The sequence below is a fragment of the Virgifigura deserti genome, from assembly GCA_003576685.1.
Lineage (GTDB): Bacteria > Pseudomonadota > Alphaproteobacteria > Dongiales > Dongiaceae > Virgifigura > Virgifigura deserti.
Genome location: QOZR01000013.1, coordinates 21,002 through 45,962 on the forward strand (window position 1 = coordinate 21,002; position 24,961 = coordinate 45,962).

The following is a 24,961-nucleotide window of genomic DNA, read 5'->3' on the forward strand; positions in this document are numbered from 1 at the left end:
GGTTGTTCTTTCAGTCAGTTGGCGGGCACCCTTTGAACCTTGACAGGGTATTCACCACACCTTATGGTGCGCGCCGCTTGCGCCGCGGACGTGACGTGACCGACCTGTCTTTTGCGCGCCAAGCCGATGACTGAGGATAAGCCTCCGCCGCCGAAGGACTTCGAGACGCGGTTGCGCGATTTGCGCAAACGGACGTCGCAAGACCAGGGCGATCGAGGTGGGCCGCTCGGTGTGCCGCAGACGACATTCGGCGTCGCCTTGCGGGCAGGCGTCGAGCTGGTGGCGGGATTGGTCGTCGGAGGCGGGATCGGTTGGCTTCTCGATCGCTGGTTGGGGACCGGGCCGTTCCTTATGGTTCTGTTCTTCTTCCTCGGCTCGGGCGCGGGAATGTTGAACGTGTTCAGGCTCGCCCGGCGGATCAACCGCCTCGATCCTGACGATCGCGGATAAGGACAAGCCGGGCCCCGTCCGGCGCAAAGAAGAACGATAGGGTCAGAACGGCGTCATGGAAGAGCAGAACCCGGAAAGCCTCGCTGGAGCGGAGAGCCATGGCGCTGAGGCGGGCCACGGCGGCGCAGAGGCGGCTCACGGTGGCCACAGCCCGCTGTCGGTGTTCGAGATTGAACGCGTGATCCCGATGCATATCGGCGGCATCGACGTGTCGATCACGAACTCCGCGATTTACATGATAATCGCGGTGCTGGCGATCACGCTGTTCCTGACGGTCGGCATGCGCGGGCGCGCGCTGGTGCCGGGCCGGTGGCAGTCGATGGCGGAGCTCAGCTACGAGTTCATCGCCAAGATGGTCCGCGACAATGCGGGCAGCGAAGGACGGAAGTACTTTCCGTTCATCTTCACGCTGTTCATGTTCATCCTGTTCGCCAACCTGATCGGGATGATCCCCTTCTCCTTCACGGTGACCAGCCATATCATCGTGACCTTTGCGCTTGCCGCCGTTGTCTTTCTGGGCGTCACGGCGATCGGCTTCATCCGGCATGGCGCCAGCTTCCTGAAGCTGTTCGTGCCGTCGGGCGTTCCGATCTTTCTGTTGCCGCTGATGGTGGTGATCGAGCTGCTGTCCTATCTGACGCGCCCGGTCAGCCTCTCCTTGCGTCTGTTCGCCAACATGATGGCCGGACATACGATGCTGGAGGTGTTCGGCGGGTTCGTGATCGCGCTCGGCATCCTCGGCGGCTGGGCGCCACTTGCCTTCATCGTTGCCCTGACCGGGCTCGAGGTCGGCATCGCTATGCTGCAGGCCTATGTCTTCACTATCCTGACCTGCATCTATCTCAACGACGCACTTCACCCGCATCACTGAGGCGAAGCGCCGTCAGCCTTCAACCCACGACCCCTACGGAAGAGAGAGGAAAGATCATGGAAGCAGAAGCCGCCAGGCTCATCGGCGCCGGCCTCGCCACCATCGCACTTGCTGGCGTCGGCGTCGGCATCGGCAATATCTTCGGCAGCTTCGTCTCGGGCGCGCTGCGCAACCCTGCGGCAGCGCCGAAGGTGTTCGGCAACGTGCTGCTCGGCTTCGCGCTCACGGAAGCCATCGCGCTGTTCGCGCTGCTGATCGCCTTCCTGCTGCTCTTCGCGGTCTGATTTCGGACCATCTATGACGGTAGCCACGCCGGATGCCTCCGGCGTGGCTCCTGAACCGCAGGACGACCGATGCCGCAGCTTAATCCCGAATTCTTCGCGCCGCAGCTTGTCTGGCTCGCGATCACCTTCACCATCCTTTATTTCCTCATGGCGCGGATCGTGCTGCCGCGCATCTCCGGAGTGCTGGAGAATCGCGAGCAGCGTATCCAGAGCGATCTGGAGAAGGCCGAGAAGCTGAAGGCCGAAGCGGACGAGGTGCTTGCCGCCTATAACAAGGCGCAGGCAGATGCCCGAGCCCAGGCGCAGGCGGAGCTGCAGAAGGCAGCCGCGGCGATCGCCGCCGAAGCAGCGAAACGCGAGGAAGCATTCGCCGCGACTCTGGCCGAGCGCGGCGCCGAGGCCGAACAGCGCATCGCCGCAACCAAGACCGCAGCCATGGCGGAGTTGCGGACGATCGCAACCGACGTCGCGGGAGCCGTCATGACCAAGCTCACCGATACCAAGGTACCGCCGGCGCAGATCGAAGCAGCGGTCGATTCCGCGATTGGAGCGCGCAGCTGATGGAACTCCTACAGGATCCGAGGTTCTGGGTTGCCGTTGCGTTCGTGATTTTTGTCGTACTCGTCGCACGGCCGGCAGGGCGCATGATCGGCGGCAATCTCGACAGCCGAAGCAGCCGCATCAAGGCGGAGCTCGATGAAGCGCGCAAGCTGCGTGAGGAGGCCCAAAGCCTGCTTGCCGATTACCAGCGCAAGCAGCGCGACGCGCTAAAGGAAGCCGAGGACGTTCTGGCCCATGCCGTGGCCGAGGCCGAGCGGATGCAGCGCGAGGCCTCCGCCAATCTCGACGCGGCGCTCGCCCGGCGCGAGCGGATGGCTATGGACAAGATCGCCCAGGCTGAAGCACAGGCGATCGCCGATGTCCGCAACCGGGCCGTCGATGTCGCCATCGGCGCGACGACCCGCCTGCTCTCCGACACGATCGACGCGCATCAGGCCGGCGCCCTGGTCGACTCGGCCATCACCGACTTGAGCAAGCAACTGCATTAGGACGCGGTCCGACGCGCCGTTCCACTGGGTGCCAGATGGCCGGGCTCGTCCCGGCCATTTTTTTGATTATCGGTAAGTGCCCGCCCCGTCCTGAACTGATCCGTCTGACGATTCCTGTCAACCGAACCAGAGACCGACAAGGCCGACGACCGCGGCCAGGATCAGCACGCCATTCAGCATCAGAATCAAAGGAAAGGGGATCGAGCGAACTCGGGCGCGCTGCAAACGGGCCTGCAAACCGTGATAGCGCCATGCCGAGAAGCTGAATGCAGCGACGGCACACAAAACCAGCATCGCGGCAATGATCTCGACCGCCCACTCAGGCAGTGTGCCGCCGAGAAAGCGGGCGACGCCGAGGCCAGCGGCCAAGGCTGCCAATCCGGTGCGAATCCAGGCCGAACAGGTTCGCTCATTGGCCAAGGCGGTTCGGTCCGCCGCGTATTCGGTGCGATCCTCGGCAAGGTCAGTCCTGGTCTCCGGCTCGGATGAGGCGTGCAGGTCGTTCATCTTGCCGGCTCTCCCAGCGCGCAATCCGCGTTCGCCCAGCCTTATCGGCGCCCTATCCTTGCTTAGCTCCGGCCTCCGTTGCGAGCTCTGCGATTGCGGCGGCGTCCAGCCGGTAGGATCGCCACTCGGCCATCTCGGTGAAGCCGAGCCGCTCATAGAATTGACGCGCCGGATTCCAGTCGAGGACACTGAGATCGATCCGCGTGTAGCCGCGAGCCTCGGCGATCGCCGCGACCTCGGCGAGGAGGCGACGGCCGAGGCCATGACCGCGGACCTGCTCGCCGACATAGAGATCCTGAACATACAGGCCCGCCCGGCCCTCCCAGGTGGACCAGGTTGCGAAGAACAGGGCGAGGCCGACCGCGATGCCGTCGGATTCGGCGAGCAGCACCTCGAAGCGCGGCTCCGGCCCGAAACCGTCGCGCAGGATGTCGGCTTCGGCGAGCTTCACGCTCGACGGCGGCTCGCCTTCGAACGCCGCCAGCTCATGCACCAGCCGCAGGATGGTGGTGGCGTCTTCAGGCGTGGCCGGTCGAACGATGAAATCGACGGCTAACGCAGGGTCTTTCCGCATCCCGTATAGTCATCCTCGTCAAGGCGAACTGAAACTCGTGTATCGAACATCGCGCCGCTCATCGTATCTTGGCACCCTTCGCCGCGGAGGGTGACGGACAGCGCATGCGCATCATTTCCGGCTTGGAAGACGGTCATCGCCACCTTCTGATGAACGCGCGGCTCGGGAGTTCGAAACTCATATCGGCGCTCGCCGTAATCCGTGACGAACAGGATTGTCTCTCCCTCCGTGATCTCCAGGAGCCATCCCGGTTCGTTGCCGGTGGCCCGGAAGTCGACACCCCGGAGCCGGGCTGCTTCCCAGACCGCCCGCCCGGGATCGCTTGCGCAGCTATAGGACCGATCCGGAGCGACCTCGAGACGCGCGCTCTCGCCGAAGATCGAAAACGCCGTGCCCCCCTCGCCGCCATAGATCGCAAGCGTCGATGCGGGCGCGCGCTGAAGGGTGAGCGTTCGATCCGGCAGGAACAGCTCCGCCTGCCCGTCCTTCAGTTGCGCAACGAACTCAAAGGCGGGCTCGCATTCATAGACGATCGTCGTCACCCCCGAAGTTTCGACGGATTCGGAAGCGACCACCGGTTCACTCGCCTGTCGCGCGTCCTTGGCCGTGCAGGCGCTCAAAAGGGCGAGGCCCACGGGCAGGAGCCATGCCCGCCGAAGCCCCCGCAAACGGCGGCATCCCATCTGTTCGATGGTGGTCGAAATCATCGTCACGCGGCCCCCTCCCCACGTCAGACAGACTACAGCCTCGCGACGGATTGTCCAAACCGGCCGTTCGATGCCTCTACTCCGCCGCCTCTCCTCGCGGTTGCGGCGGGCGCCAGCGCAGGACCGGATTGCGCGCGGCGGCGGTTTCATCGAGCCGCCGGCGCGGCGTGAGCCGGGGCGCCTCCTGGAACGACACGGCATCCCGCGCCTTGGCGCGCAGCGCCAGTGCCCGAACCACCGCGATGAACTGGTCGAGCGCATCCTTGCTCTCCGTCTCGGTCGGTTCCATCAGCAGCGCGCCATGGACGACGAGCGGGAAGTACATCGTCATCGGATGGAAGCCCTCGTCGATCATCGCCTTGGCAAAATCTAAGGTGGAGACGCCGGTATCCTTGAGGAACCGGTCGTCGAACAGCACCTCATGCATGCAGGGGCCGTCGAAAGCCGGCGTCAGCTCGTCACGCAGGCTGGCCATCAGATAGTTGGCGTTCAGCACCGCATCGCTGGAGGCCTGGCGCAGCCCGTCGGCGCCGTGGCTCATCATGTAGGCGAGCGCCCGGATGAACATGCCCATCTGGCCGTGGAAGCTCTTCAGCCGGCCGAACGCCTTGCCGGTCGCCGCGGGGTCACCGTCCTGCTCGACCAGCCGGAAGCCGTCGGCTCCGTGGACGACATAGGGCAGCGGCGCGAAGGACGCGAGCGCCTCCGACAGCACCACCGGCCCGCTGCCGGGGCCGCCCCCGCCATGCGGAGTGGAGAAAGTCTTGTGCAGGTTGATATGCATGCAGTCGACGCCGAGATCGCCGGGCCGGACCCGGCCGACGATCGCGTTGAAGTTCGCGCCGTCGGCGTAGAAGTACCCGCCCACGCCATGGATTGCCTCGGCGATCTCGAGAATGTCGGTCTCGAACAGGCCGCAGGTGTTGGGATTCGTGATCATGATCCCCGCGACGTCGGGCCCCAGCGCCTCCTTGAAGGCGGCGAGGTCGACGCGACCGCGCTCGTTCGCGGGGATCGCCTCGACGGCATAACCGCAGGCCGCCGCCGTGGCCGGGTTGGTGCCGTGCGCCGATTCGGGCACGAGGATGCGCCGCCTCGGATCGCCGCGAGCCTCCAGCGCGGCGCGGATCGCCATGATACCACAGAGTTCGCCATGGGCACCGGCAGCCGGGGACATCGCCACCGCCGGCATGCCGGTCAGCGTCTTCAGCCAGTGCGCCAGGGTGTCGATCAGCTCCAGCGCGCCCTGCACTGTGCGGCGCGGCTGCAGCGGATGCAGATCGGCCAGGCCGGGCAGCCGCGCGAGCTTCTCGTTCAGCCGCGGATTATGCTTCATCGTGCAGGAGCCGAGCGGATAGAGCCCCATATCGATCGCGTAGTTCTTCTGGCTGAGCCGGGTATAGTGCCGCACCACCTGCGGCTCGGAGAGCCCGGGGAGACCGATCGCCCCCTGGCGATCAAGCCCGCCGAGCCGGCTCTCGATCTTCGGAGGCTCCGGCAGATCGACGCCGGTGCGGCCGGGCCGGTCCTGCTCGAAGATCAGCGGCTCCTCGATCTGCAGGCCGCGATTGCCGCTGAAGGTGCCGGTCACGGGATTGCGGTCCATCACAGAACCTCCTCGAGCGTGCCGGCGAGGGCGTCCATGTCGGCGTCGCTGTTGGCTTCAGTCGCGGCGACGAGCAGCAGCGGGGCAAGATCGGCCTCGTCCGGATAGAGGCGCGAGACCGGCACGCCGCCGAGAATGCCGCGCTCAGCCAGCCGATCCACCACCTCGGCCGCGGGGCGCGGCAGCTTGACGGTAAATTCGTTGAAGAAGCTGTCGTTCAGCAGTTCGACCCCCTTGAGCGCGGTAAGGCGATCGGCGAGCTGCACCGCCTTGCCATGGTTGAGCGCCGCCAGCCGGGTGAAGCCGGCCTCGCCCAGCAGCGACAGATGGATCGTGAAGGCCAGCGCGCAGAGGCCGGAATTGGTGCAGATGTTGCTGGTCGCCTTCTCGCGCCGGATATGCTGCTCGCGGGTCGAGAGCGTGAGCACCCAGCCGCGCCGCCCATCGGCGTCCACCGCCTCGCCGGCAAGGCGGCCCGGCATCTGGCGGACATATTTCTCGCGCGTCGCGAACAGACCGACATACGGCCCGCCGAAGCTGAGTGCATTGCCGATCGACTGCCCCTCGGCAGTGACGATGTCGGCGCCCATCGCGCCCGGCGGCATCAGCGCGCCGAGCGAGACCACCTCGCCGACTGCGACGACGAGCAGCGCGCCGGCGGCGTGACAGGCCTCGGCAAGCTTCCGGAGGTCGCGAACATGACCGAAGAAGCTGGGGTTCTGGACGACGACGCAGGCGGTCTTGTCGTCGATCAGGCCGATGATATCCTCCGTGCCGCGCGCATCGGGCGGCGCCATCGCAAGCTCGAAACCGAGGAACCGCGCGTGGGTCTGCGTCACCTCGTGGTAGTGCGGATGCAGGCCGCCGGACAGCACGGCCCGGCTTCGGCGGGTCACGCGGTTCGCCATCATCACCGCCTCGGCCGTCGCCGTCGCGCCGTCATACATCGAGGCGTTGGCGACATCCATGCCGGTGATCAGCGCGACCTGGGTCTGGAACTCGAACAGATATTGCAGCGTCCCCTGCGACACCTCCGGCTGATAGGGCGTGTAGGAGGTCAGCAGCTCGCCGCGTTGGATCAGATAGTCGACCGCGGCCGGAACGTGATGCTTGTAGGCGCCGGCGCCGAGAAAGGCGGGAGCGGCGCCGACGCCTAGGTTCTTCGCCGCGAGGCCCGCGATCGCGCGTTCGACCTCCATCTCGCCCTGGTGGTTCGGCAGGTCGACAGGGGTCTTGAGATGCGCGCGTTCGGGCACGTCGCGGAACAGGTCGTCGACCGACGGCGCGCCGATCGTCGCCAGCATGGCGCGGCGGTCGGCGTCGGTCAGGGGCAGGTAGCGCATCAATGCAGCCCTTCGACGTAGCTCTTGTAGGCGGCCTCGTCCATCAGGCCGTCGAGCTCCCCTGTGTTGGACAGGCGGATCTTGACGAACCAGCCGTCGCCCGCCGCGTCGCGATTGACCGTGGCCGGGTCGGCGGTCAGCGCCTCGTTCACCTCGACCACCTCGCCGCTGACCGGGGCGTAGATCTCGCTTGCCGCCTTCACCGACTCGACGACGGCCATCTCCTTGCCTTTCTCGACCTTGCGGCCGACCTCCGGCAGCTCGACATAGACGACGTCGCCAAGCTGCTCCTGGGCGTAGACGGTGATTCCCATGGTTCCGACGTCGCCATCGACCCGGATCCACTCATGCTCTTCGGTATAGCGCTCCTTGCTCATTGGTCTGTCCTTTCAGCCTCGATAATAGTGAGTTTGCACGAAGGGAAGCGGCGCCACTCTGGCCGGCAGATCCCGGCCGCGGACGGCGAGGCGCAGGGCGGTGCCTTCAGCGGCGGAGCCGCTCTCGACATAGCCCATCGCGATCGGGCCGCCGACGCTGGGGCCGAAACTGCCGCTGGTGACTTCGCCGATGCGCCGCCCCGCCTCGTCACGGATTTCGGTATGGGCGCGGGCCGGTGTCCGGTCCTCGGGCCTGATGCCGACGCGACGGCGCGGCGCGCCTGCACGCAGCTGTTCCAGAATAATTTCCGCGCCCGGAAACCCGCCCTCGGCACGCCGGCGCTTGCCGATGGTCCAGGCGAGCCCCGCCTCGATCGGCGTCGTCGTCCGGTCGATGTCCTGACCGTAGAGGCAGAGCCCCGCTTCGAGGCGCAGCGAATCCCGTGCGCCGAGGCCGACCGGCTTCACCTCCGGCTCGGCGAGCAGAAGACGCGCCAAGCGCTCCGCCTCCTTGCCGGCGACCGAGATCTCGAAGCCGTCCTCCCCGGTATAGCCGGAGCGCGAGACGAAGCAGGCGATGCCGCCGATCAGCAGATCCTCGACGGACATGAAGGGCATGGTTTCCGCCGCCTTCGCGAAGCGGCCCAGCACCGATGAAGCGGCCGGCCCCTGCAACGCCAGCAAAGCGCGGTCGGCAAGCTCCTGCACCGTGCATCGGTCACCGAGACGGGTGCGGAGATGCTCGAGGTCCTGTGCCTTGCAGGCGGCGTTGACGACGAGGAACAGATGATCGCCGGCGTTCGTCACCATCAGATCATCGAGAATGCCGCCGGTCTCGTCGGTGAACAGGGTATAGCGCTGCCGCAGCGGCGCCAGCCCCTGGATGTCGCCGGGCACCAGCGTCTCGAGCGCGGCCGCGGCGTCCGCGAAGCCGGTTCCGGCGATAATCCGGGCCTGCCCCATATGCGAGACGTCGAACAGCCCGGCCGCGGCCCGTGTCTGCTTATGCTCGGCCAGAATCCCGGCAGGATAGCTCACCGGCATGTCATAGCCGGCGAACGGCACCATCTTCGCGCCCAGCTCCTGGTGCAGGACGTAAAGCGGCGTGCGCTTCGAGGGAGTGGTGTCGGTGTTATTGGTCAAGGCCGTCCTCCGACAGGGTTGCGAACTCGTCGGACGCCTCTCGGCGTCTCGTGAGCCCCCTCTGTCTTCGGAACCTGAAAGATTCACCGGCCCGGCAGACTGCGCCGGTCGCCCCGGTTTACCTCTTCGGTGAGACGAGCGGCGCCGATCCGACCCGGCCGCCGCGCGCCTGCTTTCCAGAGTGCTTCCCCCTGCGGTCCTTTTGCCTGAGAGTTTCCGGGGGCGGTTGCTCCTTCGGCGCCGGCGGGACATGGACGATCTGTCCCGGCCGATCTCTCCCACAGGGGTCGCTAGCGTGGTATCCCAGCTTCCCCGGACTTGCCCGCCCGGTCAAGCCGGAAAGCCATGATGACAAACAATGCGCCGCGAACAGGAGTCAAGATCGGGCAACCGGGCAGCTTGGTAACCCGCTCTATGAGCCCTGCCGCCGGTTGTACTCGAGCTCCTCGCGGCTCACCTCGAAGCCGACATAGATCACATAGTCGGCCCCGGTCCGGCCCTCGGCGAGGGGAACGCGCCGTTCCACCTCCTCGATGATGCTGGCCCGCGTGGCGGTGCCGGGGAATTCGATCGCCGTGTCGAAGCCCTCCCGGCTGAGGACCTGCTGGTCTAGGTCGGCGACCGCGACGAGATAGCCGAAGGCTGCGCGGCGGTCGGTGTCCGCGGGTCCGCGCGCGGCGATAATGCGAAGTTGAAACGTGACGTCGATGCCCTCATCGTCATAACTGCAGCTGCCGGTCAGCTGGGCAATCTCCGCCTCGAAGGCAATGTCGGTCAGGTCGCGGCCAGCCCCGGCGAATCGGGTCAGCGAGTCGGCACCATCAAGGGCAACGATCCGGGGACAGGGCGGCGGTGGGGCTGATTCCCCAGTCAAACCGCAACCGGCGAGGGCCAGAGCCGACAGCAGCACGGCCGGCAGGGAGGAGGAAAGCCGTGTCACGATGCGCTAGCCTCGACCGTGGCACAGGGCGCCTTCCGCGCCGGGATCGCTCCTGACATCTTCCCCTTCCTTCACGCTGGCGACTGTATTAATTTCCGGGCAGCGTCGTTCCGCCGGATCCCGGCCCGTTGCGCGGGGAACTTTAGAGAACGACGGATTGCCGCACAAGGCTTAGCCCCAGAGGTTTTGGTTCCCGAGGGCTTGGCCGAGAGGACCTAAGCCGTTCGGATTGGGACAGGAATCATGGAACGTCCGCCGCTGACCATCCTGCTGGCGGCGCCGCGTGGATTTTGCGCCGGCGTCGACCGGGCGATCCAGATCGTCGAGAAGGCGCTGGAGACCTATGGCGCGCCGGTCTATGTCCGGCACGAGATCGTCCATAACCGTTTTGTGGTCGAAAGCCTGGAGGCCAAGGGCGCGGTATTCGTCGACGAGCTGGACGAGGTGCCCGACGACGCGCCCGTGGTATTCTCCGCCCATGGCGTGCCGAAATCGGTGCCGGAGGAGGCGAAGCGGCGCGCCATGCTGTATCTCGACGCCACCTGCCCCCTGGTCAGCAAGGTTCATCGCGAGGCCGAGCGCCATCATGCGGCGGGGCGGCACATCATCCTGATCGGCCATGCCGGCCATCCCGAGGTCGTTGGCACCATGGGGCAGCTGCCACCCGGCGCGGTCACGCTGGTCGAGACGCGCGCGGAGGCGGAAAGCGTGCAGCCGGCGGATACGCACAATCTCGCCCACATCACACAGACGACGCTGTCGGTCGACGACACGGCGGACATCATTACCGTGCTGCAGCGCCGCTTCCCCGAGATCCAGGGGCCGAAGCGGGAAGATATCTGCTACGCCACCACGAACCGGCAGCAGGCGATCAAGGCTATCGCCGCGCAATGCGATGCAGTCCTGGTTCTGGGCGCGCCCAATTCCTCGAACTCGGTGCGGCTCGTGGAAGTGGCGAAGAGCGCCGGCTGCCCGCGCGCGCTGCTGGTGCAGCGCGCCGAGGAGATCGACTGGCGCTGGCTCGAAGGCGTCGGCAAGCTCGGCGTCTCCGCCGGCGCCTCGGCACCGGAAACGCTTGTCGAGGAAGTGATCGCCGCCTGCCGCGAGCGGTTCACGGTCACGATCGAGGAGACCGTGGTCAGCCGTGAGGACGTCCATTTCAAGCTGCCGCGGGCGCTTAGTGCATAGCTTTTTCCTGCACGGGGCCTGAGCGCGCCATGGCTGTCTACACCGAAGTTCCCGACGGCGAGCTCGAGGCGTTCGTCGCGCAGTACGAGATCGGGCCCGTCATCTCCTGCAAGGGCATCGCCGAAGGCGTCGAGAACAGCAACTTCCTGCTGCGCGCCGGCGAAGACTCCTACATCCTCACTCTCTACGAGAAGCGGGTGGCGCGGGCGGATCTGCCGTTCTTCCTCGGCCTGATGGAGCATTTGGCCGCCCATGGCATCGCCTGCCCGACCCCGATCAAGGGCCGCGACGGCGACGCCCTGCGCGAGCTGTGCGGCCGGCCCGCGGCGATCATCAGCTTTCTCGAAGGGATGTGGCCGCGCCGTCCGACGCCGCGCCACTGCCAGCTTCTGGGCGAGACCCTCGCCCGCATGCATCTGGCCGGCAGCAGCTTCGATGGTGCCCGGCCCAACGACCTGTCGCTCGCCGGGTGGCGGCGGTTGTTCGCGGCCTGCGCGGACCGCGCCGACGAGGTTCGGCCGGGCCTCGCCGATCAGCTTTCGGCGGAGCTCGAAAAGCTCGAATCCTGCTGGCCGACGGAGTTGGCGACCGGCGTGATCCATGCCGATCTGTTTCCCGACAACGTCTTCTTCCTCGGTGACCGGCTCTCCGGCCTGATCGACTTCTACTTCGCCTGCAACGACTTCTTCGCCTACGACCTGGCGATCTGCCTCAATGCCTGGTGCTTCGAGGCGGACGGCAGCTTCAATACGACCAAGGCGCGGCTGATGCTGGCGAGCTATCGGAAGGTGCGTCCCTTCCCGGTGAGCGAGCTTGCCGCCCTGCCCATCCTGGCGCGCGGCAGCGCCATCCGGTTCCTGCTGACCCGACTCTATGACTGGCTGCATCATCCGGTAGGGGCCTTCGTCAAGCCGAAGGATCCGCTCGAATATCTGCACAAGCTGCGCTTCCACACCGAGGTGCGCGGCCCCGGCGCTTACGGATTGGAATAATGGCGGCGAAATCAGAAGAGGGGCGAGTCGTCGACATCTATACCGACGGTGCCTGCAGTGGAAATCCAGGGCCCGGCGGCTGGGGCGCGGTACTGCGCTACAACGGCGTCGAACGGGAGCTGAGCGGCGGCGAATCACCGACGACGAACAACCGGATGGAGCTGATGGCGGCGATCCAGGCGCTCGAGAGCCTGAAGCGACCGGTCACGGTACGCATCCACACCGACAGCATGTATCTGCGTGACGGCATCACGAAATGGCTGCGCGGCTGGAAAGCCAAGGGCTGGAAGACGGCCGACCGGAAGCCGGTCAAGAATATCGATCTGTGGCAGCGGCTGGAAGCGGCGACCCTGCCGCACCGGATCGAATGGCACTGGGTCCGCGGCCATGCCGGACACCCCGAGAACGAGCGCGCCGACGCGCTGGCCCGCGACGGGTTGAAGCGCTTCGGTCGTTAGAGCACGGAGTCTACTCCTCTTATTGCGGGACGGGACCAAGGGGAGGGGCTTGCGCGCGGACGCGCGCAAATGAATTTTTGGATAACCCCTCACCCTCCCGCTCTGCGGATCCCTCCCTCTCCCCGCAAACTGGGAGAGGGTACAATTCAAAGCGCCTTCATGACCGCCTCGGCGCTCGACACCTCGAAGGCGCCGGGGGCTTCAACATTGAGCGTCTTCACCACGCCGTCGTCGACGACCATGGCATAGCGCTGCGAGCGCTCGCCCATGCCGTAGCCGGTGCCGTCCATGGTGAGGCCGACCGCCCGCGAGAATTCGCCATTGCCGTCGGCCAGCATCATCACCTTGTCCTCGACCTTCTGGTCCTTGCCCCAGGCGTTCATGACAAAGGCATCATTGACCGACAGGCAGGCGATCGCGTCGACGCCCTTCGCCTTGAGCGCGTCCGCGTTCTGGACGAATCCCGGCAGATGCTTTGCCGAGCAGGTCGGCGTGAAGGCACCGGGCAGCGCGAACAGCACCACCTTCTTCCCCTTGAACAGCTCGTCGGTGGTGACCGCCTTCATATTGCCGTCCTGCATCGCCTTCAGGGTGACCGAGGGGATCTTGTCGCCGACCTTGATCGTCATGACTGCGTCCTTTCGTTTTTAAGAACTTTGAGAACCGGAACATCGAGGCCTTGGCTGGCCGCTTCCGAAACATAGGCATGCCGCGACTTCTGTCCAGAGTCAGAATCCGATCGGCGTCAGCCCCCAGCCCGCCCGGCCGCCCGTCCGTCGGCTCGGTCGATCGCGTCGAGCACGGTGCCCTCGGTCAGCAATTCGGGAAGCGGAACACCCTCTGGCGCGCCGGGGCCATAGACGACGTTGAACGGAATTCCGTAGCGGCCGAACGAGGCGAGATAGGCGGCGATCGCGTCATCGGGACGCGTCCAGTCGGCACGCATCGCGACCATGCCCTCGCCGGCCAGCCGCTCGGCGACATCTGCGGACCCCAGCACCATGCGCTTGTTCACTTGGCAGGTAATGCACCAGTCGGCGGTCACGTCGACAAATACCGATTTCCCCGAAGCCACCAACTCCGCGATCTGCGCGGCCTCGAAGGGCCGCCACAGCCCTTCGCCCACTTCCACCTCGGCAGCGGCCGGCCGCTCCGACATCTCCGCCGGCAGAAGAAAGGCGACCAGGGCCAACAGGCCGACCGCCGCCGGCGTCGCAAGGCGGAATCCATCCGGCAGTCGGCGACGGGCCCAGAGTGCGCCGGCGACTGCCAGCATCAGCCCGCCAACCAGCAGGGCCGCCGTCGGGCTGATCTGCGCCGCCAGAACGCTCAGGAGCCACAGGGCGGTCCCCGCCAGGGCGACGGCCAGGATGCGCCGGAGCGTGATCATCCAGCGGCCAGGACGCGGCAGCCGCGTCGCCAGGGACGGAACCGCCGCGACCAGAAGGTACGGCGCGGCGAGGCCCAGGCCCAGCGCGGCGAAGATCGCGAAGATTTCGCCGCCGCCGTGCGCCAGGGCGAAGCCGACGGCGGTGCCGAGGAACGGCGCCGAGCAGGGCGTCGCCAGGAGCGTCGCGAAGGCGCCAGTCACGAAATGACCGCCCAGGCCGTGCCCTTCCGGCGCGCCCGGCTTGCCGCCGGCGACCCCGCCTAGCCAGCCGGGCAGCGGGATCTCGAACCAGCCCCACAGATTGCAGGCGAAGAGCGTCAGCATCAGCACCATGGCGACCAGAAACAGTGGCTGCTGGAACTGGATACCCCAGCCGACCGCCACCCCCGCCATCTTCAGGGACGCCAGAACGCCGGCGAGCGCCAGGAACGAAACAAGTACACCCGCGGCCGAAGCGAGGAACGAGGCGCGGACGGCGCGCGCCGCGCCGCCACCATGACCGACGACTCCCAGAAGCTTCAATGAAAGGACGGGAAGGACGCAGGGCATCAAATTGAGGATCAGCCCGCCCAGCAGGGCCACCATCAGCATCGGCAGAAGCGCCGTAGAGGCGGCCAATGGAGCCGAATGCCCCGGTCCGGCGGCAAGGCTCGCCACGTCCCGCTCCAGACCGCGTGTGCCGTCGACCAGCGTCAGGGTCAGCGAGGCATCGGTCAGGGCAGGCGCCCCCTCATCAAGGGTTACCGGCGCCCGCAGGACCGCCCGGGTGCCGCCGTCGCTCAGCGTCACCTCCGGCGCGGCGAAATAGAGGCCGGGCGGCCCCTCGACGATCAGATCCGGTGCCGCGAAGGGAATGCGCGACTGCGCCACCACCTCCAGCACCGGGGCCTCCGGGCCGCCAGTAAGGCCGATCCGCTCGAGACGAAGGTCGTGCGCGACGCCGTCTCCCGGGACCTGATCGGCGAAGCGGTCGATCAATTGACCGTGGCCCGTCGGGCTCGCCGGTCCCGCGGGAAGATCGAGCGCGAGCACCGTCTGATGGGGGATGCAGATCTGCTCGCAGACCAGATAATTGACCGCGGCGCGCAACCTGACCGGCTCGCCGGCCCGAGTCGGGCGGACCGCGATCGGAAACACCACCTCGCGCTCATAACCGAAGGTGTCGAGTCCGAACAGGGTAAAACGGTGCGGCACGGGCCAGGCCATGTCCGCCGAGGCCAGATTCTCCGATCCGGTCCAATCCACCGTCACCGGAATGCCGGCGTCGCCCGGCGAACGCCAGTAGGTCTTCCAGCCCGGCTTCAGCGTAAACTGAAGGCCGAGCGGAATCGCGTCGAGATCGCCGACGCCCGCGACCGCCGAGACCAGCCGGACAGCTGTCTGATCCGTATGGGCCCAATCGGACGCCGCCCCCTGCTCGGCGGAAACCGCAATCGGCAGGAGGGCCATCAGGACAGCGGCAAACGCCGCCGCGACGAACCGCCGGGTGGAGCCCGGGCCGGAGGGCCTCCGAGCCGGATATTCGGATGCGTTGCTCATGGATTGCGATTGTAAGGCATCCGGCAGCCTTCCGGCCTCACAAATCCGTGTATAATCACTCGACAGACCACCGATATCCTTGCGATCCGTTGCCGGAGATCCTAGCTAAATGACTATGAATTCGGCATTTTCAACGAATGGCTATCTGACCGGTCAGTTGCTGGTCGCGATGCCGCAGATGCGGGACGTCCGGTTCACCAGGACGGTCATCTATGTCTGCGCGCACAATGCCGATGGGGCGATGGGGCTGGTGCTCAACCGGCTGGTCGAGTCGATCAGCTTCCCGGCCCTGCTGGCGCAGCTCGGAATCGACAGCGGCGACCTGGGCGAGGAGATCCGCGTGCATTTCGGCGGGCCGGTCGAGTCGGGCCGCGGGTTCGTCCTGCATTCGGCGGATTACGTGCATAACGGGACGATGCTCGTAGACGAGGGCGTGGCGCTGACGGCCAGCATCGACATCCTGAAAGACATGGCCGACGGAACCGGGCCGCGGCACAGCCTGCTCGCGCTCGGCTATGCCGGATGGGGGCCGGGCCAGCTCGATGCCGAGATGCAGGCGAACGGCTGGCTCTCCGTCCCCCCGGACGAGCAGCTCATTTTCGGCAACGATCTCGACACAAAGTGGGAACATGCCATCGGCAAGATCGGCATCGACATCAACCAGCTGTCCGGTGAAGCCGGACACGCCTGATCCTGTCGCCCTGATCCTATCGCAAGGGCCGGGTTTGAAACCTGCCCTTACTTCTTCAGCCACGGATCGTCGCGCAGCAGCCCGTAGAGCACGTGGTCCTGCCAGCTGCCATTGATCTTCAGATAGGCCCGGGCATAGCCTTCCTCGCGGAATCCGATCTTCGTCAATAGCCCGCGGCTGGCTGCGTTGTGCGGTAGGCAGGCCGCCTCGATCCGGTGCAGCCCGAGACGATCGAAGGCGAAGGGCAGCAGGCTCTGGAGCGTCTCGGTCATGAAGCCCTGCCGGGCGAAGGGCGCCCCGATCCAGTAGCCGAGGCTCGCCGTCTGGGCGACGCCGCGGCGAATGTTGCTGAGCGTGACGCCGCCGAGCAGCGCGTCGTCCTCGCGTCGGAAGATCGCGAAGCTGTAGCCCGCATCGTCGCGCCATTCGAGCGCGATATGCCGCAGCCGCCGGCGATAGGCTGCCCGTCCCAGAGCATCGGACGACCAGGCCGGTTCCCATGGAATCAGGAAATCGCGGCTGCGGGCGCGCAGGTCCGCCCAGGCGTGCCAATCCGCGAAGCGTGGCGGAGAGAGATAAACGCGCGGTCCGGTGAGCTTGGCAGTGCGCGGAATGTAAAACCGCGTCCAGCCGAAGCGGATCACCGGCCCTCTCCGCCGATCGGCAGACCCCGCGCCGGGGACCCGTCCATGATCTCTCCGTCAGCGAAGCCGGGCGGCGATGGCGTCGAACGCCTCGACCCGATCGATCGGGCCAAGCGCCGCCACGGTCGGCCGGCTCGCCGCCAAGCGACGCGCGACACGGCTCAACTGCGGGCCATCGACGGCATCGATTTTCGCCACGACCTCGGCGGTCGACAACGGCCGGTCGAACACGAGCAAATGCTGTGCCAGCTGCTCGCAGCGCGCGCCGGTGCTCTCGCGCGCCATCAGGATGCCAGCCTTGAGCTGCGCGCGGGCACGCCGGATCTCCTCGTCATCGAGCGTCTCGGGCAACCGGACGAGCTCATCGCAGATCAGCGGAACCAGGTCCGCCGCCTCCGTCTCGCCGGTCCCGGCATAGATGCCGAACAGCCCGCCATCGGTATAGGCGGAAGCGAAGCTGTAGATGCTGTAGACGAGACCACGCTTCTCGCGAATCTCCTGGAACAGGCGCGACGACATGCCGCCGCCGAGCAATGTCGACAGCACCGACGCGGCATAGTGGTCCGGGTCCCGGTATCCGACGCCATCGAACCCGAGGACCAGATGGACCTGTTCGAGATCGCGGGGCTGACGGAAGTCGCCGCCCTGGTATCGAGCCGGCTCGATCGATTCCGGTTCTCCGGTCGGCAGGTTTCGAAACGCGGCGGCGGCCAGTTCGACCAGCCGGTCGTGCTCGATCCGCCCAGCGGCGGCGAGAACGAGGCGATCGGCGCGATAGTGGCGGTGCAGATAGCCGCGGATCGCCTCGCGCGGAAGGCTGCCGACGATTTCGGCCAAGCCCAGCACGGGGCGGCCCAGCGCCTGGCCGGGATAGGCGGTCTCCTGGAAATGGTCGAAGATGATGTCGTCCGGCGTGTCCTCCGCCTGCCCGATCTCCTGCAGCACCACGGCGCGCTCGCGCGCCAGCTCGCCCTCGTCGAAGGTCGAATGCTGAAGAATGTCGGCGATGATGTCGACCGCGAGCGGCAGGTCCTCGACCAGGACCTTGGCATAGTAGGCCGTCTGCTCGCGCGAGGTGTAGGCGTTCAGGTGGCCGCCCACGGCTTCGATCTCGACCGCGATGTCGCGCGCCGAGCGCCGATCCGTCCCCTTGAAGGCCATATGCTCCAGCAGATGCGCGACGCCGTTGACCGCCGCCGGCTCGTTGCGCGTGCCGACGCCGGCCCAGATGCCGAGCGAGACCGTGTCGACCGCCGGCATCGCGTCGGTGGCGACGCGCAGGCCGTTGTCGAGCGTGGTGACGCGAATGCCGGTGTCTTCGATCATACTCTCGCTCACGCGCCCCCCTTGGTGCGACGGTCGCGCATGAAGGCCTGCACGACCCTGAGATCATTCGGCAGGATATCGGCCCGCTCCGGCCGTCCGAACAGGTCGGCGAGACGGTTCGGCATCGCCGGTCGAAGGCCCGTCGCCCGCTCGACCGCCTCGGGGAACTTGGCCGGGTGCGCGGTGGCCAACGCGACCATCGGCACCGCCCCATGGCGGCGATAGCAGGCATGGCCGGCGGCGACGCCGATCGCGGTGTGCGGATCGAGTAGCTCGCCGCTTTGGCGGTAGACTTCGGCGATCGCCTGCAGCGTGTCGGCGTCGTCCAAGCGGAAGCCGTCGAACAGCGCCCTGGCGGCGCGCCAGCGGTCGTCGCCGACGGCGAGACGGCCGTTCCGGCGGAAGCTCGCCATCGCTTTGGAGAGCGCCACGCCGTCACGCTCATAGAGGTCGAACAGGAGCCGCTCGACGTTGCTCGATACCTGGATGTCCATGCTCGGACTCAAGGTCGGGCGCACCGACTCGATCGTCATCTGGCCGGTCGCCAGGAAGCGGGTCAACACGTCGTTGCTGTTGGAGCCGATCACCAGCTGGTCTATCGCCAAGCCCATCTCGCGGGCCGCATAACCGGCATAGACATTGCCGAAATTTCCGGTCGGAACGGCGAAGGCAACCGCCCGCTCGGGCGCGCCGAGTGCGACGGCCGCGGCGAAGTAATAGACGACCTGCGCCATCACCCGCGCCCAGTTGATCGAGTTGACGGCCGACAGGTTCATCTCGTCGCGGAACTGGGCGTCATTGAACATCGCTTTCAGCAGATCCTGGCAGTCGTCGAACGTTCCTTCGACCGCGATGTTCCAGACGTTCGGTGAATCGACAGTCGTCATCTGGCGGCGCTGCACCTCCGAGACACGGCCGAGGGGGTGCAGAATGAAGATATCGATCGTGTCGCGGTCGCGGCAGGCCTCGATCGCCGCCGATCCCGTATCGCCGGAGGTCGCGCCGACGATGGTGACGCGCTCGCCACGCCGGCGCAGGACATAGTCGAAGAGCCGCCCGAGGAGCTGCATCGCCACGTCCTTGAAAGCCAGCGTCGGGCCGTGAAACAGCTCCATCAGCCAGGTCCGCCCGTCGAGTTGCTTCAGGGGGACCACGGCGGCGTGGTTGAAGCCGGCATAGGCGTCCTCGACGAGGGCGGCGAAGTCCGCCTCGGGAATCCGGCCGCCGAGGAACGGCGCCATCACGCGGACCGCCAACTCAACATAGTCGAGACCGGACAGGGACCGAATATCCGCGGCGCTGAACTGCGGCCAGCTTTCCGGCACATAAAGGCCCCCGTCGCGCGCCAGCCCGGCCAGCAACGCTTCGTCGAAGGCAAGTGCCGGGGCGGCGCCCCGAGTACTGATATAACGCAACAGGAGGTGCTCCGATCCAGTTCGGATTTAGGGCCTGGACTAAAGGCGGCCTAGACTATCGACCGCCCCCTGACGGTGCAACACCGACCAGGGCACGTCATCCCTTGTCATTAATCGAGATAGCGGCTCCGCAGATGATGCTTGAAGATCGCCGGATCGAGCGGTCGGCCGGTAGCCTGGTGCAGCAGATCGTCGGTCGACAGCAGCGAGCCCTTCGAATGGACCTTCTCCCGAAGCCAGCCGAGCAAGGGCGTGAAATCGCCGCGGGCGATCGCCTTGGGAATTTCGGGGTGGGCGCGGCGGGCGGCGTCGAAGAGCTGCGCCGCCGTCATCGCGCCCAGGGTATAGGTCGGGAAATAGCCCCAGGCACCGTCGAACCAATGGATGTCCTGCAGGCAGCCCTCGCGGTCGGTGGGCGGCGTAATGCCGAGCAGGTCCTGCATCCCGGCGTTCCAGGCCGCCGGTAGATCGGCCAGGTCGAGCGCGCCGGCGATCATGTCCTTCTCCAGCCGATAGCGGAGAATCACATGCGCCGGATAGGTCACCTCGTCGGCGTCGACCCGGATATAGCCCGGCTCCACCCGTGTATAGAGGCGATAGAGGTTCTCCGCATCCCAGGCTCGCGCAGGAGAGCCGGTGGCGAAGGTCTGGCGCAGCAGCGGGGCCAGATACTCGATGAAGGAGCGCGAGCGGCAGGCCTGCATCTCGATCAGCAGCGATTGGCTTTCATGCACGCTCATGCCGCGCGCCTGCCCGACCGGCTGAAAGCGCCAATCGACCGGCAGGCCGCGCTCATAGAGCGCATGGCCGGTCTCATGCAGCACGCCCATCAGGGCCGAGGCGAAATCGGACTCGTCATAGCGCGTGGTGATGCGGACGTCGTCCGGCACGCCGCCGCAGAACGGATGCAGGCTGGTGTCGAGCCGCCCGTGATCGAACTCGAAGCCGAGCTGCGTCATCAGCCGTTCGGCGAGCGCGCGCTGCGCCGCGACGGGAAACGGCCCGGCAGGCTCGATCGAGTCCGGCAGCGTCCGCTGGCGCGCCAGCACGGCCTCGCGAAAGTCGGGCAGAAAGGCGGCGAGATCGTCGAAAATGCGGTCGATCTCCACCGTCCGCCCGCCCGGCTCATATTCGTCGAGCAGCGCCTCGTAGGTCGAGCAGCCGAGACGGGCCGTCTTGGCTTGACCGGCCTCGCGCACCAGCGCGAGAACCTCGGCTAGCGCCGGCCGCACCATGGTGAAATCCGCCGCCGGGCGAGCCTTGCGCCAGACCGTCTCGCAGAGGCTGACGGCCTTCGACAGCGCCTCGACAAGCTTCGCATCGACAGCCGTGGCGTGGATCCACTGGTGCCGCATCTCGCGCAGATTTGCCGCCTGCCACGGATCGAGCGCCTCCACCCCCGCGCCGGCTTCGTCCATCAGATCGGCCAAGGCCGGATCGACCAGGATGCCATGGCAGACAACCTGCAGGCTGGCGAGCTGTTCCGCCCGCGCCGCGGCCCCGCCCGACGGCATCATCGTCGACATGTCCCAATGCAGCACCCCGGTCGCGTCGCGCAGCGCGCGCAGCCGATGGAAGCGCCGTTCAAGCTCCTGATAGGCGGACATCGAGACTCCTACTGGGAGATTCCTACTGGGAAGCTTCCTGTTCCGGCTTCTGCCGGTGATAGACAAGGTAGATCACCACGAGCGCGACCGCCAGACTGTACCAGGTGAGCGCATATTGCAGATGGTCGTTGGGAAGCTGGATGCGGGTCTGGCCGCCGAGCGGATAAGTGCCGGGGACCTCGGCCTTGCCGGCATCGAGATAGACCGGCGCCACATCGCCGGCAAGATCCGCATGCGCCGCCATCGTCGGCAGATCGACCCAGAACCAGATATTGTCCTCCGGCTGGTTGTCGGGTGCCAGCCAGCCGGGCCGGCCGTCCAGCCGGATGATCCCGTCGACAGTCACCTGCCCCTCGATCTGCCCGGGCTGTCGCGTCGCCGGGTCCTTGTTGTCGATCGGGACCCAGCCGCGGTTGATCAGCACATGGTCTGCCCCGGGGTCTGCCCCAGGGTCTGCCCCGGGCCCAGGTTCTGCGAGCCGGAACGGCGTCACCACCTGATAACCCGGATTGCCCCGCATCGAGCGGGCGGCGAGGTACATCTCGCGATCATGCAGGAACTCGCCGGTGACGACGACGCGGCGGTACTGGAGGGCGTCGCGCTCGTCCGCCGACAGGTCATCGCCCCGCGGCAGCGGGATGGGTGCCGAGGTCGTCCGCTCGACGCGCTCGGCGATCTGCGCCTCCTTCCACTGCATGCGCTGAAGCTGCCAAGTGCCGAGCGCGAGCAGGATCAACACCGCCGGGATGGTGAAGACAGTCGGCCAGAAGATCGGGCGGAACTTCATCGATGTCATGACTGGGCAATCGGCATGGTGGCGGCGCGAGGTTCGGCCGCGGCTATGCCCCTGCTTTGTGGCGGAACTGCAGCGCGACCATGACAGCCTTCATCGGCCGCAGCAGCCCAAGCGCGCCGCCGAGAATCAGCGGCGGCCAGATCAGCACGTGAACCCAGAAGGGCGGCCCGGCCTGCGCTTCGAGAACCAGCGCCATCGGCACGACGAGAGCGCCGAGCAGAAGGATGATCAGAACCGCCGGGCCGTCGCCGGTGTCCGCCTTGCTGTAATCGAGGCTGCAGACCGGGCATGTCGCCCGCAGCGTCAGGAAGCCTGTGAATAGCCGTCCCCGGCCACAGCGTGGGCAGCGGCAGGCGAGCCCGGTCCGGAACGGCGACTGCCGCAGATGGTACCCACCTGCCTGCATGACTCAATGCCTGCCCGGCCTCAATGCGCGGCCGGCGTTCCGGCGCCCCAGATATAGATCGAGACGAAGAGGAACAGCCAGACGACATCGACGAAGTGCCAGTACCAGGCGGCGGCCTCGAACCCGAAATGCTCGTCCGGGGTGAAGTGCCCCTTGTAGGCACGCCAGAAGGTGACAATCAGGAAGATCGTCCCGACGATCACGTGGAAGCCGTGGAAGCCGGTCGCCATGAAGAAGGTCGACGGATAGATGCCGTCGGTGAAGCCGAACGCGGCATGGGCATACTCATACGCCTGAAGCGCGGTGAAGATCGCACCGAGCATGACGGTGAGGGCCAGCCCCTGCAGCATACCCTGGCGGTCGCGCTCGCGCAGGGCGTGGTGCGCCCAGGTGACGGTCACGCCAGACATTAGCAGGATCAACGTGTTCAGCAGCGGAATGTCGAAGGGATCGAAGGTGCGGATGTTCTCCGGCGGCCAGACGGAGCCGATCGCTTCGGTCGGGAACAACGCGGCGTTGAAATAGGCCCAGAAGAAGGCGGCGAAGAACATCACCTCGGAGGCGATGAACAGCGCCATGCCGTAGCGCAAGCCGATCTTCACGATCGGCGTGTGCAGGCGCTCGTAGGTCGCCTCCTTGATCACGTCGCGCCACCACATGAACATCGTCAGCGCGATCAGGAAAACGCCGATCGGCAGCACCCAGGGCGTGTAGTCGTGCATGTAGAGCACCAGCCCCACCGCCGCGACGAATCCGGCAAAGGAGCCGAATACCGGCCAAGGGCTCGGGTCGACCAGGTGGTACGGGTGCTTGTGCTGATGACCGGCGGCGTGCGTGTCGCTCATCCCTTGCTTATCCTTGCTATGTGGTACGGCGGCCGTCAATTGACTGAGCCTTCTCTTGCTGAATTCGTGTCGTTCGCACCGGTTGCGCTGCTGACCTCCGGCGCGGCATCCGGCTGATCGAGCGCCTCGAAGAAGGTGTAGGACAGCGTGATCGTCTTGACCTCGTCCAGGTTCGGATCGTCGAGGATCGCCGGATCGACGAAGAAGCTGACCGGCATGTCGACGCTCTGCCCCGGCTGCAGGGTCTGCTCCGTAAAGCAGAAGCAGTCGATCTTCGCGAAATACTGGCCGGCCTTGGCCGGCGTCACGTTGAACGTCGCCGTGCCGGTCACGGCCCGGCTCGACCGGTTCTCCGCCTTGTAGAAGGCCAGCGAGGTCTCGCCGATGGGCATCGTGACTTTCCGCTGCTCCGGATAGAAGGACCAGGGCAGACGGTCGTCGACGTCGGCATTGAAGCGGACCGTCATCAGCCGATCGCTGACCACATCGGGCGCCGCATCGGCCCGCTGCGTATAGCCGCCATAGCCGGTCACCTGGCAGAACAGGCGGTAGAGCGGGACGGATGCGAAGGCGAGCCCAACCATGCCGGCGACGACGCCGAGGAGTATGGCCATGACGCTCAGATTCTTGCTCGCGGTTGTCCTACTCATCCTCGACCGTCCTCAGCCGCCGCTCATGCGGATGATGGCAACGATATAGATCAGCACGGCGAAGCCCACCAGGATCAGTAGCAGGGCGATATTCTTCGACCGCCGATGCCGCTGCTGAAGGCGCGGGTCGCCATTGGCCGGCGGTTGGGAGGTCGCCCGCTCCCCCGGCCCGTTACGATCGCGCTGGCTCACGACCATCCCCCCAGAAGCCCCGGCGACCGGTCGATGATCAGGAGGGCGAAGAGAAGGAATAGGTACAGGATTGAGAAGCCGAACATCTGCCGCGCGCTGCGTTCGCCCCGATCACCCTCGCCGAGCAGGACCCGGACGGCCATGAGGATGAAGAGAGCGCCGAGCACCAGGGCGGCCGCGCCATAGACCCAGCCGGCGATGCCGAGCAGCGTCGGCATCAGCGCCAGGGGAAACAGCAGTAACGTGTAGATCAGCATCTGCCGCTTCGTCGCCTGCGGCCCGGCGACGACCGGCAGCATCGGCACGCCGGCCTTGGCGTAATCACCCTGGCGATACAGGGACAGGGCCCAGAAATGCGGCGGCGTCCACATGAAGATCAGCAGGAAGAGAACGATCGCCGGAACACCGACCTCGCCGGTGACCGCCGCCCAGCCGATCATCGGTGGAAAGGCCCCGGCGGCACCGCCGATGACGATGTTCTGGGGGGTCCGACGCTTCAGCCACATCGTATAGATGAAGACATAGAAACCGATCGCCGCCGCCAGCAACCCGGCCGCAAGCCAATTGACGGCGAGCCCCATCATCATCACCGCGCCGAGAGCCAGCACGACGCCGAACCCGAGCGCCTCGCTCGCCTCCACGCGGCCGTCCGGAATCGGCCGGCGACGGGTGCGCTGCATCACCGCGTCGATGTCGCGGTCATACCACATATTGATGGCGCCCGCGGCGCCCGAACCCACAGCAATGCAGAGCACCGCGACGCAAGCGAGCACCGGATGGAGATCACCGGGCGCGACCACGAGGCCTGCCAGCCCGCTGAAGACAACGAGCGACATCACCCGCGGCTTCAGCAGCACGAAGAAGTCGGCGACCCGGGCGTCCTCCTCGCGGAGAACGCCCTCGCCCGAAGCTCCAAGCTGTATACTCGCGTCAGACACGGCTCAAGACTCCACCCCGGCTACCGGCATCGC

29 protein-coding genes and 1 riboswitch are annotated in these 24,961 nt (G+C 66.5%); of the genes, 9 read left to right on the forward strand and 20 right to left on the reverse strand.

Annotated features, from left to right (window positions below; all coding sequences use genetic code 11):
- Positions 1-126: 126 nt before the first annotated feature.
- The 5 genes from DT069_RS20065 to DT069_RS20085 all read left to right on the forward strand — a co-directional run bounded on the left by DT069_RS20065 (position 127) and on the right by DT069_RS20085 (position 2,654).
- Complete coding sequence (locus DT069_RS20065) at positions 127-450, forward strand: AtpZ/AtpI family protein (RefSeq protein ID WP_119462247.1); 324 nt, start codon at positions 127-129, stop codon at positions 448-450.
- A gap of 55 nt (positions 451-505) precedes the next feature.
- Positions 506-1,321: a F0F1 ATP synthase subunit A gene (locus DT069_RS20070; RefSeq protein ID WP_119462112.1), complete on the forward strand. Its 816-nt coding sequence runs from the start codon at positions 506-508 to the stop codon at positions 1,319-1,321.
- Positions 1,322-1,377: 56 nt separating this feature from the next.
- Complete coding sequence (locus DT069_RS20075; RefSeq protein WP_119462113.1) at positions 1,378-1,605, forward strand: F0F1 ATP synthase subunit C; 228 nt, start codon at positions 1,378-1,380, stop codon at positions 1,603-1,605.
- 69 nt (positions 1,606-1,674) lie between these two features.
- A complete protein-coding gene (locus DT069_RS20080) occupies positions 1,675-2,166 on the forward strand; it encodes a F0F1 ATP synthase subunit B family protein (RefSeq protein WP_119462114.1) in 492 nt (163 codons plus the stop codon).
- On the forward strand, positions 2,166-2,654 hold the full coding sequence (locus DT069_RS20085; protein WP_119462115.1) for a F0F1 ATP synthase subunit B family protein: 489 nt from the start codon (positions 2,166-2,168) through the stop codon (positions 2,652-2,654). The genes DT069_RS20080 and DT069_RS20085 overlap by 1 nt, the downstream gene beginning before the upstream one ends.
- Before the next feature lie 117 nt (positions 2,655-2,771).
- Here the strand turns inward: DT069_RS20085 and DT069_RS20090 are convergent, their stop codons facing one another.
- From DT069_RS20090 to DT069_RS20125, 8 genes are all read right to left on the reverse strand, one after another.
- Positions 2,772-3,161, reverse strand: coding sequence for a YidH family protein (locus DT069_RS20090; RefSeq protein ID WP_162913319.1), 390 nt, complete (start codon positions 3,159-3,161; stop codon positions 2,772-2,774).
- 52 nt (positions 3,162-3,213) lie between these two features.
- A complete protein-coding gene (locus DT069_RS20095; RefSeq protein ID WP_119462117.1) occupies positions 3,214-3,735 on the reverse strand; it encodes a GNAT family N-acetyltransferase in 522 nt (173 codons plus the stop codon).
- Positions 3,714-4,448, reverse strand: a complete 735-nt coding sequence (locus DT069_RS20100; protein WP_162913320.1) for a COG3650 family protein — start codon at positions 4,446-4,448, stop codon at positions 3,714-3,716. The genes DT069_RS20095 and DT069_RS20100 overlap by 22 nt, the downstream gene beginning before the upstream one ends.
- Positions 4,449-4,518: 70 nt before the next feature.
- A complete protein-coding gene (gcvPB, locus tag DT069_RS20105) occupies positions 4,519-6,048 on the reverse strand; it encodes an aminomethyl-transferring glycine dehydrogenase subunit GcvPB (RefSeq protein ID WP_162913321.1) in 1,530 nt (509 codons plus the stop codon).
- On the reverse strand, positions 6,048-7,391 hold the full coding sequence (gcvPA, locus tag DT069_RS20110) for an aminomethyl-transferring glycine dehydrogenase subunit GcvPA (RefSeq protein WP_119462119.1): 1,344 nt from the start codon (positions 7,389-7,391) through the stop codon (positions 6,048-6,050). Before gcvPA ends, gcvPB begins: the two co-directional genes overlap by 1 nt.
- Positions 7,391-7,768, reverse strand: coding sequence for a glycine cleavage system protein GcvH (gcvH, locus tag DT069_RS20115; RefSeq protein WP_119462120.1), 378 nt, complete (start codon positions 7,766-7,768; stop codon positions 7,391-7,393). The genes gcvPA and gcvH overlap by 1 nt, the downstream gene beginning before the upstream one ends.
- Before the next feature lie 12 nt (positions 7,769-7,780).
- Complete coding sequence (gcvT, locus tag DT069_RS20120; RefSeq protein WP_119462121.1) at positions 7,781-8,911, reverse strand: glycine cleavage system aminomethyltransferase GcvT; 1,131 nt, start codon at positions 8,909-8,911, stop codon at positions 7,781-7,783.
- 184 nt (positions 8,912-9,095) lie between these two features.
- Positions 9,096-9,202: riboswitch (glycine riboswitch) on the reverse strand.
- Positions 9,203-9,323: 121 nt separating this feature from the next.
- On the reverse strand, positions 9,324-9,851 hold the full coding sequence (locus tag DT069_RS20125; RefSeq protein WP_119462122.1) for a hypothetical protein: 528 nt from the start codon (positions 9,849-9,851) through the stop codon (positions 9,324-9,326).
- Positions 9,852-10,094: 243 nt separating this feature from the next.
- Here DT069_RS20125 and ispH point away from each other — a divergent pair, with 243 nt between their 5' ends.
- Genes ispH through rnhA form a run of 3 tightly spaced genes read left to right on the forward strand, consistent with a single transcriptional unit; the run spans position 10,095 to position 12,489 of the window.
- Positions 10,095-11,039, forward strand: a complete 945-nt coding sequence (gene ispH, locus DT069_RS20130; protein WP_425450417.1) for a 4-hydroxy-3-methylbut-2-enyl diphosphate reductase — start codon at positions 10,095-10,097, stop codon at positions 11,037-11,039.
- A 29-nt stretch (positions 11,040-11,068) separates the two neighbouring features.
- On the forward strand, positions 11,069-12,031 hold the full coding sequence (locus tag DT069_RS20135; protein WP_119462124.1) for a homoserine kinase: 963 nt from the start codon (positions 11,069-11,071) through the stop codon (positions 12,029-12,031).
- Positions 12,031-12,489: a ribonuclease HI gene (rnhA, locus tag DT069_RS20140; RefSeq protein WP_119462125.1), complete on the forward strand. Its 459-nt coding sequence runs from the start codon at positions 12,031-12,033 to the stop codon at positions 12,487-12,489. Before DT069_RS20135 ends, rnhA begins: the two co-directional genes overlap by 1 nt.
- 146 nt (positions 12,490-12,635) lie before the next feature.
- Here rnhA and DT069_RS20145 read toward each other — a convergent pair whose 3' ends face one another.
- Positions 12,636-13,118, reverse strand: coding sequence for a peroxiredoxin (locus DT069_RS20145; RefSeq protein WP_119462126.1), 483 nt, complete (start codon positions 13,116-13,118; stop codon positions 12,636-12,638).
- 116 nt (positions 13,119-13,234) lie between these two features.
- The gene (locus DT069_RS20150) at positions 13,235-15,418 is read right to left on the reverse strand and encodes a protein-disulfide reductase DsbD family protein (protein WP_425450418.1); all 2,184 of its coding nucleotides are present in this window, start codon (positions 15,416-15,418) and stop codon (positions 13,235-13,237) included.
- Positions 15,419-15,527: 109 nt separating this feature from the next.
- On the opposite strand from DT069_RS20150, the gene DT069_RS20155 reads away from it, so the two are divergent.
- Complete coding sequence (locus DT069_RS20155; protein ID WP_119462127.1) at positions 15,528-16,109, forward strand: YqgE/AlgH family protein; 582 nt, start codon at positions 15,528-15,530, stop codon at positions 16,107-16,109.
- Between the two features lie 47 nt (positions 16,110-16,156).
- Here DT069_RS20155 and DT069_RS20160 read toward each other — a convergent pair whose 3' ends face one another.
- The 10 genes from DT069_RS20160 to DT069_RS20205 all read right to left on the reverse strand — a co-directional run bounded on the left by DT069_RS20160 (position 16,157) and on the right by DT069_RS20205 (position 24,928).
- The gene (locus tag DT069_RS20160; RefSeq protein WP_425450419.1) at positions 16,157-16,753 is read right to left on the reverse strand and encodes a GNAT family N-acetyltransferase; all 597 of its coding nucleotides are present in this window, start codon (positions 16,751-16,753) and stop codon (positions 16,157-16,159) included.
- A gap of 57 nt (positions 16,754-16,810) precedes the next feature.
- Entirely contained in the window at positions 16,811-18,079 is a 1,269-nt protein-coding gene (locus DT069_RS20165; protein WP_119462128.1) for a M16 family metallopeptidase, read from the reverse strand.
- 8 nt (positions 18,080-18,087) lie between these two features.
- On the reverse strand, positions 18,088-19,494 hold the full coding sequence (thrC, locus tag DT069_RS20170; RefSeq protein WP_119462129.1) for a threonine synthase: 1,407 nt from the start codon (positions 19,492-19,494) through the stop codon (positions 18,088-18,090).
- A 110-nt stretch (positions 19,495-19,604) separates the two neighbouring features.
- The gene (locus tag DT069_RS20175; protein ID WP_119462130.1) at positions 19,605-21,101 is read right to left on the reverse strand and encodes a carboxypeptidase M32; all 1,497 of its coding nucleotides are present in this window, start codon (positions 21,099-21,101) and stop codon (positions 19,605-19,607) included.
- A 22-nt stretch (positions 21,102-21,123) separates the two neighbouring features.
- Positions 21,124-21,897, reverse strand: coding sequence for an SURF1 family protein (locus tag DT069_RS20180; RefSeq protein WP_119462131.1), 774 nt, complete (start codon positions 21,895-21,897; stop codon positions 21,124-21,126).
- A gap of 43 nt (positions 21,898-21,940) precedes the next feature.
- The gene (locus tag DT069_RS20185) at positions 21,941-22,303 is read right to left on the reverse strand and encodes a DUF983 domain-containing protein (protein ID WP_119462132.1); all 363 of its coding nucleotides are present in this window, start codon (positions 22,301-22,303) and stop codon (positions 21,941-21,943) included.
- 20 nt (positions 22,304-22,323) lie between these two features.
- Complete coding sequence (locus DT069_RS20190) at positions 22,324-23,148, reverse strand: cytochrome c oxidase subunit 3 (RefSeq protein ID WP_119462133.1); 825 nt, start codon at positions 23,146-23,148, stop codon at positions 22,324-22,326.
- A 35-nt stretch (positions 23,149-23,183) separates the two neighbouring features.
- On the reverse strand, positions 23,184-23,798 hold the full coding sequence (locus tag DT069_RS20195) for a cytochrome c oxidase assembly protein (protein WP_119462134.1): 615 nt from the start codon (positions 23,796-23,798) through the stop codon (positions 23,184-23,186).
- 12 nt (positions 23,799-23,810) lie between these two features.
- Positions 23,811-23,990: a hypothetical protein gene (locus tag DT069_RS20200; protein WP_162913315.1), complete on the reverse strand. Its 180-nt coding sequence runs from the start codon at positions 23,988-23,990 to the stop codon at positions 23,811-23,813.
- A complete protein-coding gene (locus tag DT069_RS20205) occupies positions 23,987-24,928 on the reverse strand; it encodes a heme o synthase (RefSeq protein ID WP_425450420.1) in 942 nt (313 codons plus the stop codon). Before DT069_RS20205 ends, DT069_RS20200 begins: the two co-directional genes overlap by 4 nt.
- Positions 24,929-24,961 lie beyond the last annotated feature (33 nt).

Bases quoted from the DNA above. Each gene is read 5' to 3' on its own strand.
- gcvPA (WP_119462119.1), bottom strand. From the start codon at position 7,391: ATGCGCTACCTGCCCCTGACCGACGCCGACCGCCGCGCCATGCTGGCG.
- DT069_RS20070 (WP_119462112.1), top strand. From the start codon at position 506: ATGGAAGAGCAGAACCCGGAAAGCCTCGCTGGAGCGGAGAGCCATGGC.
- DT069_RS20165 (WP_119462128.1), bottom strand. From the start codon at position 18,079: ATGATCGAAGACACCGGCATTCGCGTCACCACGCTCGACAACGGCCTG.
- DT069_RS20155 (WP_119462127.1), top strand. From the start codon at position 15,528: ATGACTATGAATTCGGCATTTTCAACGAATGGCTATCTGACCGGTCAG.
- DT069_RS20095 (WP_119462117.1), bottom strand. From the start codon at position 3,735: ATGCGGAAAGACCCTGCGTTAGCCGTCGATTTCATCGTTCGACCGGCC.
- DT069_RS20150 (WP_425450418.1), bottom strand. From the start codon at position 15,418: ATGAGCAACGCATCCGAATATCCGGCTCGGAGGCCCTCCGGCCCGGGC.
- rnhA (WP_119462125.1), top strand. From the start codon at position 12,031: ATGGCGGCGAAATCAGAAGAGGGGCGAGTCGTCGACATCTATACCGAC.
- ispH (WP_425450417.1), top strand. From the start codon at position 10,095: ATGGAACGTCCGCCGCTGACCATCCTGCTGGCGGCGCCGCGTGGATTT.
- DT069_RS20090 (WP_162913319.1), bottom strand. From the start codon at position 3,161: ATGAACGACCTGCACGCCTCATCCGAGCCGGAGACCAGGACTGACCTT.
- DT069_RS20175 (WP_119462130.1), bottom strand. From the start codon at position 21,101: ATGTCCGCCTATCAGGAGCTTGAACGGCGCTTCCATCGGCTGCGCGCG.
- DT069_RS20085 (WP_119462115.1), top strand. From the start codon at position 2,166: ATGGAACTCCTACAGGATCCGAGGTTCTGGGTTGCCGTTGCGTTCGTG.
- DT069_RS20145 (WP_119462126.1), bottom strand. From the start codon at position 13,118: ATGACGATCAAGGTCGGCGACAAGATCCCCTCGGTCACCCTGAAGGCG.
- DT069_RS20180 (WP_119462131.1), bottom strand. From the start codon at position 21,897: ATGACATCGATGAAGTTCCGCCCGATCTTCTGGCCGACTGTCTTCACC.
- gcvPB (WP_162913321.1), bottom strand. From the start codon at position 6,048: ATGGACCGCAATCCCGTGACCGGCACCTTCAGCGGCAATCGCGGCCTG.
- DT069_RS20080 (WP_119462114.1), top strand. From the start codon at position 1,675: ATGCCGCAGCTTAATCCCGAATTCTTCGCGCCGCAGCTTGTCTGGCTC.
- DT069_RS20195 (WP_119462134.1), bottom strand. From the start codon at position 23,798: ATGAGTAGGACAACCGCGAGCAAGAATCTGAGCGTCATGGCCATACTC.
- DT069_RS20135 (WP_119462124.1), top strand. From the start codon at position 11,069: ATGGCTGTCTACACCGAAGTTCCCGACGGCGAGCTCGAGGCGTTCGTC.
- DT069_RS20065 (WP_119462247.1), top strand. From the start codon at position 127: ATGACTGAGGATAAGCCTCCGCCGCCGAAGGACTTCGAGACGCGGTTG.
- gcvH (WP_119462120.1), bottom strand. From the start codon at position 7,768: ATGAGCAAGGAGCGCTATACCGAAGAGCATGAGTGGATCCGGGTCGAT.
- DT069_RS20075 (WP_119462113.1), top strand. From the start codon at position 1,378: ATGGAAGCAGAAGCCGCCAGGCTCATCGGCGCCGGCCTCGCCACCATC.
- DT069_RS20185 (WP_119462132.1), bottom strand. From the start codon at position 22,303: ATGCAGGCAGGTGGGTACCATCTGCGGCAGTCGCCGTTCCGGACCGGG.
- DT069_RS20190 (WP_119462133.1), bottom strand. From the start codon at position 23,148: ATGAGCGACACGCACGCCGCCGGTCATCAGCACAAGCACCCGTACCAC.